Here is a 12,655-nt window from a genome sequence, read left to right on the forward strand (position 1 = left end):
CATCAAAATTTTCTAATGGAATAATAAATCTTAACGCAGGATCAGTTGCTAGATAATGGGGGATAACATGAAACAGATAGAAGCAATTTTTTTAGATAGAGATGGAACAATTGGTGGTGATGACACTATTCATTATCCCGGAAAATTCGAACTCTTTCCTTATACAGCAATTCAAATTAATAAACTAAAAAAAGATAATGTGAAAATATTCTCTTTTACAAATCAACCTGGCATATCAAGTGGACTAGCTAAGGTAGAAGATTTTAAAGAGGAATTGAAAGGTTTTGGTTTTGATGAAGTATATATATGTCCACACGGTCATAATGACGGATGCTCTTGTAGGAAGCCCGGCATAGGAATGTTAATGGAAGCTCAACAAAAACACGATTTAACTCTCGAAAATTGTGTCGTAATCGGGGACCGTTGGAGTGATATTGTTGCAGCTGATAAAGTAGGAAGTATTAAAATTTTGGTTAGAACTGGGGCTGGTGAATATTCGCTTAGTGAACACTTTGATAAATTAAGTGGGATTAAAATAGACTATATAGCCAATGACCTTAATGATGCTATAAACTGGTTGTATAAAAATTCTTTTTTAAATAATCAAGTGTAATATTACCCTGCTAATGAGAGCTGTCAATACAAAAAAGGTGTTTCAACATGTAGCATCTTTTTTGTTTTTTTAAAACAGGTTACGAGTCCTTTCATGAACAGAGTGTTGAGGTCGTTGAAATTAAGTTAAACCAGTGGAAATGATGGTGACGGAGTTAAAACAGACCGAACTATGAAAAAATGGCAAGAAACATGAAAGCTAATCAGGAGGAAAGTCTTTAGAAATCTGTGAATGGAGAGTGAATCCAATTGCTCTATAAAAGAAATTGACTCGGATAAAAAAGTACCTCGTGACAGGTCGAAGCTGATTGCAGTTACATTGTGGTCTTGTGTTGAGAGCCTGCTGCTGAAAACTTTCTGTCAGGGTTTATCAAAGAAAACATCAGATTATGAAGAAGTAAAGGCAATAAGGACAATGTTAGAGGAGTAGACCCACTTATCAAGGCCAAAATTAAAAAACATAGCATATTATATAATGTGCTATGTTTTTTCTTGTTCCACTAATGCACCCATTACTTTAATTGCTGATGTTCATTAGGTTACTTTATTATGGAATAAAAACAAGTGTCAGTCAGCTTGCTGCCATCTGCGGATAAATCATCATTTCTTAAAGTGCCTTCAAATACAAAGCCAAGTTTTTCTGGGATAGCCCGACTTTTGAGGTTTGTTGATTCACACCTTATTTCAATCCTTCTAAATTTGACATTGTTTAATCCAAAGTCAGCTAATTTCTCCACTGCTTCTGTCATATATCCATTCCCACTAAACTTTGTATTTATCCAGTACCCAATCTCACATTTAGGAATGGTCCAGTCAATCCTCTGAAGGCTAGTTGTCCCAATGAAGTGATTGCTGTTTTTATCAAAAATAAGAAAACGGAAACTCTCCCTTTTTAAAAAATTGATATGAGCATTTCTTAAATTGATCTCTGTTTCTTCAGCAGTAGGAAGTTCATGAGCAAATGGCAGCCACGCTTTTAATTCAGAAAAGGAATCCTTTATTGCTTGGTTTACAATTTTCCCGTCTCCTGTTTGGTGTGGTGCTCGAAGAATGAGTCTTTCTGTTTCTAACTGTAAAGGAATATCTAACAATAAAGGGTTCATTTCATTTCTCCTCTCAATTTTATATTTTAGCGTGTATGGAGAGTATGTGGTTCAAACTGTTCGTTGTCAATTTATTGTAGCAAGAAACTGATCAATTCATTAGAAGAGCTTTGGAACAATTTTCAATTCTTTAAAATTTGAAGTAACATAAAGCATTTCAATGTCACACATGAATATGGGGATTTGTTATGATGAAGTGAAAGAATATAAACAGGCTGCACAATATTTTTTGTTAGAAGTTTTTTGGGGTTATCGCAACATAGTTTCCTAACAAGCAAAACAACAAAAACCTTGAGATTACTAGGGAAGCGCTAGAAAAGGGGATGCAAATACATGTCAATTTACCATAAAGTCATTGGAGAAGGATTTCCGATCGTGATATTGCATGGTTGGACACTTGACCATCAAGTGATATTACATGCATTGGAACCGGTATTTGAAAAACAAAGCGGTTGGAAAAGAATATACATAGACTTACCGGGTATGGGACGTTCCCAGCCTCACCCATCTATTCAGAACTCTGACGATATGTTAGAAGCGGTATTGCGTCTTTTGGACGAGATTATTCCTGATGAACAGTTTATTGTTTGTGGTTATTCGTATGGAGGGTACATAGCTAGAGGGATTGTTCATTCACGCAGGGAAACCGTTCGTGGATTACTACTTGTGGCACCAATGACGATACCTACATTCGATGAAAGAGTCGTACCAGAGAAGACAGTTCTAAAAAGTGACAGCCACTTGATATCGCATTTGTCTTCAGAGGAGGCGGATGCATTTTGCTCCATGGCGGTTGTGCAAGGAAAAACGGAATGGGAGAGGTTTCGCGATGAAATTTACCTTCCTTCTAAACAAACAAATCATGAATTCATCAATAACATTCTTCAAAATGGGTATGGCTATACCTTCGACATTTCAGCTGAATTTCAATATCCCACGCTCATGATCACAGGGCGTCAAGACGATGTAGTCGGATATCAAGATGCGTGGCGGCTGATCGAAGACTATCCAAGGGCCACTTTTGCAGTGCTTGATATGGCTGGTCACAACCTGCAGATTGAACAACCCGATGTGTTTCATTCATTAGTCCATAACTGGTTAAACAGACTTGAGTCGGAAAATGTGAAGAAATAGATTAGATCTTGTGCAAAATTTGTGCAAATCGGAGTCAGGGGTGAATAACCCATGGAGGTTTAAGTCCTCTCGATCACCTCTAAAAAATACCGAGGGTAGTGTACCTTTGGTATTTTTTTATGTGCTCTTTTATTAGAAAGAGATCACAAGATACATCGATTGTATGCAGGGTGGAAACGTGCCCAAGTCGATTTTAATATCAGTTTCTCTTTGAACAAACGACTCCACTTCAAATTAACTTAGCTGTGAAATCTTAATGACTATCCTCTAGAGAATAGTTGTTAGTCATGATGGGATGGTTTTCTAATCACCTTTTATATTGTTAAATAAAGGTGATAATGAGATAATTTGATAAAAATAAATTAAGTCGCATAAGATCGACCAAAGGAGTTATAACATGATAAAAAGGTTTTCTCTAGTTTTACTTACTCTCATGATGTCTATAGTTGTTTTGCTAGTGGCAGCCAAAAATTCCCCTGGGGATCATGTCATTTCATTTGATCAGCCTCACATCTTAATAATATCAATTGGAATAATGTTATGTTTATTCATTCCTCCGTTAGTGATGTCCTTTTTCAGTCACTTGATTGTGAGAACTATATCTAGTGTATATCAATGTTTTATTGTTCTATCTTTTCTTGGGCTTATTCCGATAGGATTTTTTATTCCAGATTTTTTAACAATTGTTGTTTCTGTTGCAGGAACTTTAGCCAGCGTAGCTAGTCTTATAGTTACTTTAAGAATTGATAGGAATAGAGATGCTAACCTTAACTAAAATAAAAATGACATCAATTTTCTAAGAGTAAAGTAATGTTTCTTATTCTTTACTTTTAAATAAAACTGACAGATGTCTGAAAAAAAGGTTTGCGTTATGAACTTATTTATTCCTTTCATGATTGAACGCCCATTTTGTAGAAAAAATATCTTAAAGTCAGAGAAGAACAAAATTGAATATGATCGTTGATTTTACTCTTTTAAATCCTAAATTGCAATAATTTCCGATTCATGTTACAATAAGAATAATTATTTTTGTTCGGCGTAAAGGATAGCATGAAGAAAGACTTTTCGTCTTGAGGATACTTTGGGCAAGGATAGTATAATACATTGTGTGGTAACGCACTAGGAGGCAACAAACATGGAACAAGGTACAGTAAAATGGTTTAACGCAGAAAAAGGTTTTGGATTTATCGAACGTGAAGAAGGCGACGATGTATTCGTACATTTCTCAGCTATCCAAGGTGACGGATTTAAATCTTTAGACGAAGGTCAAAAAGTAACTTTTGACGTAGAGCAAGGTTCTCGTGGAGCTCAAGCTGCTAACGTTCAAAAAACTGCTTAATCTTCATTTTTAAAACAGGTTCTCTGTAGAGAGCCTGTTTTTTTGTGTTTTCATTTATTTCTGCAATATTTCTGCAATAAAAAACCCTACTCAACGTACAAGTAGGGAGATGTTACAAGGTAATCGTAAAAAAATTCATGCTTCAAAGGTTTATCAACAGTATAGCATATTGGATTTACAATATGCGGAATTTGCCTAAATAAATTCTTTTTTCTTTACTGGTCGAAGATAGAGGGATTTGTTCGTAGAGAAAATGTATTCAAAAAATGGGGAAGCAGGTAGACAATATTAGCAGAAACTCTTGATTTGTTTTTCAGTGATTCCTTTGATGACTTCTAGCTCACTAAGCAAATAACCATGAGCATCGTCAAGCATTTTCTTTTCGCTTGCATTCAGTTTTTTTTCTTTCTTCATCCGCATGAGATCACGTACCACTTCAGCGCCTTCTAGTATGTGGCCCGTTTTTATTTTGTCTGTGTTGATTTTATATCTCTCTTTCCATGGCAATAACTTATCTGATGTTCCATTTTGGAAAGTGTGTATGATGTTCTTTAAGGCAAGTATATCTGTAACAGGTCTTATCTTTGACCTTGACATCTTCCTTGTAGGAATCATCACTTTCATATGGCTAACGGCCATCTTAATGACATAATACGATTGTTTTTCATCAGAGAATTCTTTTTCTTCTATGGCTTCAATTATACCTGCTCCGTGCATTGGATAAACAATATTATCACCAATTTGAAACATATCATCCGCCTCCATATCATGTATCTACTTTAAGGGTACCACATTTAGAGGTAAAATAATCAAATTTTTAATAATAACATGTTTATTTATTTTCTGTCAATAAATTTGGTTCTAAAAAAGTGAGATTTTTTCATGATAATTTCGGGTGGTTTTTGATCATATCCTCAAGAATCCTTGCTACAAGAAAAACAGAATATCCATCATTAAAAAAAGACCAGACATTGAGCTGGTCTTTCCAAATAGAATCCGATCATAATGTTGAAATATCAATCACAAATCGATAACGCACATCACTATTTAGCACACGTTCATATGCTTCATCGACTTGGTTTGCGTTGATCACTTCAATTTGTGGTGCGATATTGTGAGCAGCTGCGAAATCGAGCATTTCTTGTGTTTCTTGGATGCCGCCAACGAGTGAGCCGGCGATGCTGCGACGCCCCGTAATTAATGAAAACACATGGAAGTTGTCTGGCTTTGGTGGTGCACCGACGTTCACTAATGTTCCGTCAACACGAAGTAAGGACAAATAGGCATCCACGTTGATATTGGCAGAGACGGTATTGAGAATGAGATCATATTGACCGGCTAGTGTCTTAAACGTATCAGGGTCACTTGTAGCAAAATAGTCTTTTGCACCAAATGACAGTGCCTCTTCTTTTTTATTCAAAGAGCGGCTTAATACAGTCACTTCAGCGCCAAGTGCGCGTGCAAATTGAATGGCGACATGACCTAGACCGCCCATTCCGACAATCGCCACTTTTTTGCCAGGCCCAGCCTTCCAGTGTTTTAACGGAGAATACGTTGTGATGCCGGCACAGAGAAGAGGGCTGGCGACATCGAGGGAGAGCTGGTCAGGAATATTGACAACAAATCGTTCTGTCACAACAATTTTCTGACTGTAGCCGCCGTAAGTTGGTTCTCCATCATAATCGAGGTTATTATAAGTTTGAACGACTCCTTTCTTGCAATATTGCTCATCTCCATTTTGGCAATATTCACATGTACCGCAAGAATCGACAAAACAACCGACGCCTACACGATCACCAATGTTGAATTTCGTGACAGCATCCCCTACAGCTGAAACAACTCCAGTAATCTCATGACCCGGAACCATTGGGAAAATACCGCCGCCCCATTCATCAAAGGCACTGTGGATATCTGAATGACAGATCCCGCTAAACTGAATATCAATTAAAATATCATGTGGACGAAGTGCTCTTCGTTCAATGGTTGTCCGTTCAAAGTTTGCTTTTGCATGGGAAACACTTAAAACATTTGATTGGTGCGTCTGACACATTCTGGATCATCCTTTCAAAAGTAAGATTCGGTCCTTCCTCTATACTGTACGTCTTAAAGTGAACTTTAAGTCAACATAGAACCCTGTGATCGCCTCAATTCAGGCTTTAGCATCAACCTTGAATCAAGATTTGAGCCAAAAGTATCTTGTCTTCTCGATAAAAATGGAGATGATGGGAAAAGGGAGATCGTCAAGTAAGAGAAAGAAGAGAAGGGTGAAAACAATGAAAATAGCACAAGCCGCCAAGCAGCTCGATTTATCTACTGCTACGCTCAGGTATTATGAGAATATAGGTTTAATTAGACCGATCAGGCGTGATGAAAATGGTGTTCGTGATTATACAGAAGAAGATATTCAGTGGATAGAATTTATTAAATGTATGAGAAATGCGGGTCTGTCAATTGATGCTCTTAGAGAATATACGGCTTTATTTATCGAGGGAGAGGATCGTACATTGTCCTCAAGGAAGCGTATTTTGGTCAATGAGAGAGAAAGACTTGTAGACAAACAAAAGGAAATCGAAGAAACGATTAAACGGTTAGATTACAAGATTGAAAGTTATGAAGATATTATCCACAGTTATGAACAAAAACTAGTTCATCAATTAAAAACGAACTCTATTTAAATGAAGAAAAACCTGTGACTTGTCACAGGTTTTGTGATGTGGTTATCTTTTTGTGTAACGCACCCAATTGTAATGAGCGTAAAGTGGAGTAACACCGTTGTAGGAGCCGAGCCATTCATCGACACCTGCACCATTCCATAAGTTCATCATAATCTTTCCAGGTGTTTGAGGGATTTGAGTAGTAGCCGTATGTTTTAATTGACCGTCCACATACCATTTAATCGAGTTAGGCTGCCAGTCGAACGCATATGTGTGATAAGAGTTTGCTGCATCAAAACCAAGGTTGACGATTTTTTCATGATTTCCGACACCATTGGTATAATAATTAAACTGAACCTTTGTCGTATCTTTTCCTAGAAATTCGATGTCGATTTCATCCCAAGGCGTACCATCAGTCGGTCCCGTATAAGTAAAGAACGAAGACACGATCCCAACATTTTTGGCTGGTTTCATGTTGACTTCATAAAGTCCATAGCCATATGTTTGAACGGAGCGGTTTTCTCCACAGTCAAACTTATTATACGAAGGACTAGTGAGCGATAATCGCATTTCCCCTAACGACGTCATGGAGACATTGTTTGCGCGCCACGTACAGTTAAACATATTTCCGTTCGAGTACCCATCGGCTTTTTGCCATAACCCCGTATTATAGTTGTTGAACGGTTCATAAAACGACCCGCCCGTTTGTGCCGAGGCACTTGCAGCAAATGTGGACAAACTTAAGAATAATCCAGTGACAAGCAGCATCAACATTCGTTTTACACGGTAAGACATGAAGGCATTCCCCTCTCTTTTTTGAAAGCGTTTTCTTTTTGATCATACATGATTCTCTCAAAATGGAAAATCGGTCTAAATAATGATAAACAGTGTGTTTTTTTAATAGAATGAAAAGAAAATTGATAGGTAAAAAATAATGATTGACAAAGCGGACAGTTGTCCGTAAGATAATACCGGTACAATTGTCCTAATGAAAATGAAAGAAATTTGATTTACACATAGAGATATATGCAAGGTGGATGAAGGTGAAGAAGGTGAAGCATCATGGAAAAGGATATTGGAAAGGAAATTGAAGAGGTCGCTTTTTCTTTGTTTCAAGAGTTTGGTGTAGAGAATGTCAGTATGCATAAAATTGCTAAAACAGCTGGTGTTGGACAGGGTACTCTTTACCGCCGATATGCCAATAAAAGTGATTTATGCCTTTCGATCCTTGGAGAAAAATTTGAACAACTGATCCCTGCTTTGCATCTTTACTTAAATAAAATAAGTGATCAGCCGGTTCAAGATCGTTTGCAATATGTTCTCGAGGAGATCCATCTCATCGTTGGTCATCACTTAGACTGGATTCGGATGCTGACGATCTCTGGAAATTTAGAGCAGACAAGTAAAGTATATGATTGTCATTACAGTCAATCACTCAAACAAATCATTCGTGATTTGCTCGAGGAAGCGAAAGTAAAAGGAGAAGCGAACATACAAGACATTGAGTTGACGACATTATGTATGTCCTCTCCAATGACGCCTGAACTCATGTTTTATATTCATGAATCCGGCTACTCAATTGAAAAAATTGCACAATTCGCTGCGGAAAGACAGGTTTTGTCTGTCTTTTCCTAGACATGAAGTGGCTCATTTCTGTCCAGCCTAACTACTTATGGTTTATCAAAATTGAAAAAGAAAAGGAGCCAACTTAATATGAACAAACAGCAAACAGCAGCTTCCGACATTCGAACGCTGCCCATTATTATTTCATTTATCACAGCTGGATTTATTGGACTGTTTAGTGAAACGGCACTCAACATGGCGCTGAGAAGTTTAACATTAGACTTTGGTATTGAAGCAACGACTGCTCAGTGGCTTACAACCGGCTATTTATTAACACTAGGGATTCTTGTTCCAATTTCAGGCCTCATTCTTCAATGGTTTACAACAAGACAGCTTTTCATTACCTCACTGGTCTTTTCGATCATCGGTACATTTATTGCGGCCGTTGCACCAGTCTTCAGTATTTTAATGGTGGCACGTGTGGTGCAGGCAGTAGGAACAGCCTTGCTCCTTCCATTGATGTTTAATACGATTTTGGTCATCATTCCGCCTCATAAAAGAGGTAGATCAATGGGGATTATCGGTCTTGTCATTATGTTTGCCCCAGCAGTTGGTCCAACGGTCTCTGGTCTTATTCTTAAATCGTTAACATGGCATTGGATTTTTTGGATTTCGCTTCCGTTATTAGTTGCTGCACTCGTATTTGGGTATATTTTTATGCAAAATATTACGGTACCCACAAGACCGAAAATCGACATTTTATCGATTGTGTTATCAACCATCGGTTTCGGTGGAATTGTGTATGGCTTTAGCAGTGCTGGTGAAGGCGGCGGCTGGAGCAGTATGCATGTGATTGTGGCGATTGTTGTAGGTGTCATTGGCATTCTTGTGTTCTCCCTAAGACAGTTAAACATGAAAGAACCGATGTTGAATTTAAGCCCATTTAAATATCCAATGTTTGTGATCGGGTTACTTCTGATCTTAGTGTGTATGATGGTGATGCTGTCTGCTATGATGATTTTGCCATTATATCTGCAAACGTCCTTGGCACTTTCTACATTTACAGCAGGTTTAATGCTATTACCAGGTGGAATTATCAATGGACTGCTATCGCCAATCATGGGTGGGCTTTTTGATAAATTTGGACCGAAATGGCTTGTCATCCCAGGTCTTGTCATCGTTGCAGCGACCATGTTTGGCTTCACGAACTTAAGTGTGAATACGTCCATCGGTTATATTGTGACGCTTCATATTACGTTAATGGTTGGGATTGCGATGATCATGATGCCTGCTCAAACAAATGGATTAAATCAGCTGCCGCCAGAGCTATATCCGCACGGTACAGCGATTATGAATACATTGCAGCAAGTATCAGGAGCGATTGGGACTGCAGTTGGTATCTCGATCCTTTCATCAGGAGCTCGCAGCTTTATGGAAAATGTGGCTGATCCCGCAAATCCAGTCAATCAGCTGCTCGCCTTTACAAATGGCGTCCAGCATGCCTTTATCTTTGCTGTCATTATGACAGTGATTGGCTTGGTGATTGCTTTCTTTATTAAACGAGTGAAAGTCGAACAACAAGTATCATAATATATGAAAAGCACTGAGGACTTGGCGCCGCAGTGCTTTTTTTATTTATTCATAGGGGTGAATGTTTGTTTCAAAGGAGCTGAAAATGGGGAGATAGATAAAAAGCAACGACTCTCTGACGACATTGAAGGAAAAGACGAAATTCGTAACGAATGGATAGAGATAAAAGAATAAGATAGGAGCTGAGATCATGAACTTAGACGAACAAATCAAAATGGCTGAGTCATTACGTCAACCAGCTGAAGATTCATTAGCTGGTCAATCAGAACTAAAGCCAGTCCACCCTCCTGAAGTGAACAAAATGGAATATGATATCCCAACAGGTGCTGGTGAAACAAAGGTGTGGGTATTTAAACCTGTGAAAACATTGAAACAACCCCTACCTGTTTTTGTGAATTTGCATGGGGGCGGTTTTATCCTTGGAAGTGCTGAAATGGATAATCATTGGTGTCCGGTCATAGCAGATCGTGCGGAGTGTATCGTTGTCAATGTGGAATATCAGCTGGCACCGGAACACCCTTTTCCGGCCGCTCTTCATGAATGCTACGATGTGATGAAATGGTTATATGAACATCCTGATGAACTACAAATAGACCCAAATCGATTAGCCATTGGTGGACATAGTGCAGGTGGGAATTTGGCAACAGCGGTTTGTTTGCTTGATATCCAAAAAGGGAACAAACTTCCGATTGTCTATCAAGTGCTTGACTATCCGCCGCTTGATTTAGCTACTGATCCAGCACAAAAGCCAGCGTTTGAAGAAGCAATTCCAGTTGAAATGGCGAGACTGTTTAATGCCTTCTACCTGCAAGGTCAAGATCCGCACAATCCGCTCGTTTCTCCGGTCTTTGCAGAGAGAGAAGTGTTAGCACAAATGCCTCCAGCTCTTGTTATCACAGCTGAGAAGGATTCACTAGCTGAAGAAGCTGAGCATTATGCGGACAAGTTAAAAGAAGCAGGGGTAGATGTCACATACAAACAATTTAAAGGAGTCCCACATGCGTTCACTCATGCCGGAGATTTAGAGATAGCTGAAGAGGCTTGGCATCTGATGAGCGATCAGCTTAAGAAGGCGTTTGAATAAGAAATATTCGGATATCAGTAAAAAGCACAGACTTTTTTTCTGTGCTTTTTTTGTGTTCTTGCTGACGTCTTGAAAAGAAGTGTAGATACAACAATCGCAGCTGTCGATATAATAGAAAGATAGAAGACATCTAAAAAGGAGCTAATAGAATGAAAAAAGAGACACTACAGGCATTTTGTCTTTCTTTACAAGGAGCAACCCACGACTATCAACCTGAGTGGCAGGCAGATCGTTATCATATAGGTGGAAAGATGTTTGCCATGATGGGGGGAGACGTCGATCGCAAACCAGTCATCACTTTAAAATGTGATCCGCAACGCGCTGAAGAATTAAGAGAAATGCATGAAGGAATTATTCCCGGCTATTACATGAATAAGACGCATTGGAATTCTATTTATCTTGATGCAGATATTCCATCTTCATTTGTCGAAGAGCTAATTGAACATTCCTATCAACTGGTTTTTCACAAATTAACAAAAAAAGCTCAGCAGGCTATCCTCCAACATGATTCAAAAGAAACTAAAAGCTGAACGTTCAGTTGTTCATGACTCTTTGAATCTCTTCAAAATTGACTAGAGTCACATGCTCTCGCTATACTTTAAACAGCTAGAAGATACGAATTGGGGGATATACAATGGGCTATACAGTCATTACAGGGGCAAGTTCAGGTATTGGATATGAAACGGCTTTGGCCTTTGCAGCAAGAGGAAAAAATCTGATCTTAGCTGCACGCCGGCTTGATAAACTCCAAGAACTGAAAGAAAAGATTCTAGAAACATATCCCGATATTCAAGCGAAAGTCCAGTCTGTTGATTTAACAGACAGAGAGCAAGTGTATTCTTTCTATGAGTCATTAGCTGGTGATGAGCTGGATACGTTCATTAATAATGCTGGGTTTGGCCATTTTGGTTCAATAGGAGAGCAGGATGTGAAAAAAATCGGGGACATGCTTCATCTCAATATTGAAGCGTTAACAATTTTATCCACTCTGTATGTCCGTGATTATGAGCAAAAAGAGGGGACGCAGCTAATCAATATCTCTTCAAGAGCGGGTTATACCGTCGTCGGAAATGCTGTCACTTATTCAGCCACGAAATTTTATGTGAGCGCCTTTACAGAAGGGCTGGCCCTAGAATTGAAAGAAAAAGGAGCCAAATTACAGGCAAAAGTATTAGCGCCTGCTGCGACAGAGTCGGAATTTGCAAAGCGTTCATTAGATGTCGATCAATTCGAATATGAAGGCACTATCAAGAAATATCACACATCAAAAGAAATGGCAGCGTGCTTGCTTGAACTTTACGACAGTTCAAAAACAGTTGGTATCGTTGATGGGAAGACATTTGATTTTGAATTGAAGGACCCCATTTTTTCACACGCTGGCACAAGCATGAAATAAAAAGTTCCAATCACTGAGGATAGATTCTCTTAGTGATCAGCAGGTCACCGAGCTGAAAGATGTCTTGGATAATGTGGAGCACTGTCAACACATACTAGAATAGATAAAAACACCTACACATTAGGTGTTTTTTTTATGCATTCTTTGATGAATGAAAGAATCGCAGGTCCAGTAGATGAG

General features: G+C 38.6%; 14 protein-coding genes and 1 pseudogene. 11 read left to right on the forward strand and 4 right to left on the reverse strand.

From position 1 onward, the window contains the following. Nucleotides 1-67: 67 nt before the first annotated feature. Together ID12_RS07540 and ID12_RS19510 are read left to right on the forward strand one after the other, a co-directional pair. Nucleotides 68-613, forward strand: coding sequence for an HAD-IIIA family hydrolase (locus ID12_RS07540; protein WP_050826989.1), 546 nt, complete (start codon nt 68-70; stop codon nt 611-613). 273 nt (nt 614-886) lie between these two features. Beyond that, nucleotides 887-958, forward strand: a pseudogene (locus tag ID12_RS19510) (hypothetical protein); the annotation flags it as partial. A 193-nt stretch (nt 959-1,151) separates the two neighbouring features. Here ID12_RS19510 and ID12_RS07550 read toward each other — a convergent pair. Beyond that, entirely contained in the window at nt 1,152-1,715 is a 564-nt protein-coding gene (locus ID12_RS07550; protein ID WP_050826991.1) for a GNAT family N-acetyltransferase, read from the reverse strand. 333 nt (nt 1,716-2,048) lie between these two features. Here ID12_RS07550 and ID12_RS07555 point away from each other — a divergent pair, with 333 nt between their 5' ends. The 3 genes from ID12_RS07555 to ID12_RS07565 all read left to right on the forward strand — a co-directional run bounded on the left by ID12_RS07555 (nt 2,049) and on the right by ID12_RS07565 (nt 4,188). Continuing rightward, complete coding sequence (locus ID12_RS07555; RefSeq protein ID WP_050826992.1) at nt 2,049-2,849, forward strand: alpha/beta fold hydrolase; 801 nt, start codon at nt 2,049-2,051, stop codon at nt 2,847-2,849. A gap of 397 nt (nt 2,850-3,246) precedes the next feature. Then, on the forward strand, nt 3,247-3,624 hold the full coding sequence (locus tag ID12_RS07560; RefSeq protein WP_050826993.1) for a hypothetical protein: 378 nt from the start codon (nt 3,247-3,249) through the stop codon (nt 3,622-3,624). Nucleotides 3,625-3,984: 360 nt separating this feature from the next. Then, on the forward strand, nt 3,985-4,188 hold the full coding sequence (locus ID12_RS07565; protein ID WP_003214229.1) for a cold-shock protein: 204 nt from the start codon (nt 3,985-3,987) through the stop codon (nt 4,186-4,188). A gap of 288 nt (nt 4,189-4,476) precedes the next feature. Here the strand turns inward: ID12_RS07565 and ID12_RS07570 are convergent, their stop codons facing one another. Both ID12_RS07570 and ID12_RS07575 read right to left on the reverse strand, forming a co-directional pair. Further along, nucleotides 4,477-4,938: a CarD family transcriptional regulator gene (locus ID12_RS07570; RefSeq protein ID WP_050826994.1), complete on the reverse strand. Its 462-nt coding sequence runs from the start codon at nt 4,936-4,938 to the stop codon at nt 4,477-4,479. A gap of 250 nt (nt 4,939-5,188) precedes the next feature. After that, the gene (locus ID12_RS07575) at nt 5,189-6,238 is read right to left on the reverse strand and encodes an NAD(P)-dependent alcohol dehydrogenase (protein WP_050826995.1); all 1,050 of its coding nucleotides are present in this window, start codon (nt 6,236-6,238) and stop codon (nt 5,189-5,191) included. A 223-nt stretch (nt 6,239-6,461) separates the two neighbouring features. Between ID12_RS07575 and ID12_RS07580 the strand changes: the two genes are divergently transcribed. Further along, nucleotides 6,462-6,863, forward strand: coding sequence for a MerR family transcriptional regulator (locus ID12_RS07580; RefSeq protein WP_046342750.1), 402 nt, complete (start codon nt 6,462-6,464; stop codon nt 6,861-6,863). 42 nt (nt 6,864-6,905) lie between these two features. On the opposite strand, the gene bglS is transcribed toward ID12_RS07580, so the two are convergent. Next, on the reverse strand, nt 6,906-7,637 hold the full coding sequence (bglS, locus tag ID12_RS07585; RefSeq protein ID WP_047947368.1) for a beta-glucanase: 732 nt from the start codon (nt 7,635-7,637) through the stop codon (nt 6,906-6,908). Nucleotides 7,638-7,904: 267 nt separating this feature from the next. Here bglS and ID12_RS07590 point away from each other — a divergent pair, with 267 nt between their 5' ends. The 5 genes from ID12_RS07590 to ID12_RS07610 all read left to right on the forward strand — a co-directional run bounded on the left by ID12_RS07590 (nt 7,905) and on the right by ID12_RS07610 (nt 12,475). Further along, nucleotides 7,905-8,477: a TetR/AcrR family transcriptional regulator gene (locus ID12_RS07590; protein WP_035390350.1), complete on the forward strand. Its 573-nt coding sequence runs from the start codon at nt 7,905-7,907 to the stop codon at nt 8,475-8,477. Between the two features lie 78 nt (nt 8,478-8,555). Beyond that, nucleotides 8,556-9,995: a DHA2 family efflux MFS transporter permease subunit gene (locus ID12_RS07595; RefSeq protein WP_050826996.1), complete on the forward strand. Its 1,440-nt coding sequence runs from the start codon at nt 8,556-8,558 to the stop codon at nt 9,993-9,995. Between the two features lie 190 nt (nt 9,996-10,185). Beyond that, complete coding sequence (locus ID12_RS07600; protein ID WP_019743361.1) at nt 10,186-11,079, forward strand: alpha/beta hydrolase; 894 nt, start codon at nt 10,186-10,188, stop codon at nt 11,077-11,079. Nucleotides 11,080-11,228: 149 nt separating this feature from the next. After that, nucleotides 11,229-11,609 carry an MmcQ/YjbR family DNA-binding protein gene (locus ID12_RS07605; protein WP_025206805.1) on the forward strand — a complete coding sequence of 127 codons (381 nt, stop codon included), beginning with the start codon at nt 11,229-11,231 and terminating at the stop codon, nt 11,607-11,609. Nucleotides 11,610-11,713: 104 nt separating this feature from the next. Next, nucleotides 11,714-12,475: an SDR family NAD(P)-dependent oxidoreductase gene (locus ID12_RS07610; protein ID WP_050826997.1), complete on the forward strand. Its 762-nt coding sequence runs from the start codon at nt 11,714-11,716 to the stop codon at nt 12,473-12,475. Nucleotides 12,476-12,655: the final 180 nt, after the last annotated feature.

The sequence above is a fragment of the Bacillus altitudinis genome (assembly GCF_001191605.1).
In the GTDB taxonomy this organism is placed as follows: Bacteria; Bacillota; Bacilli; order Bacillales; family Bacillaceae; genus Bacillus; species Bacillus altitudinis.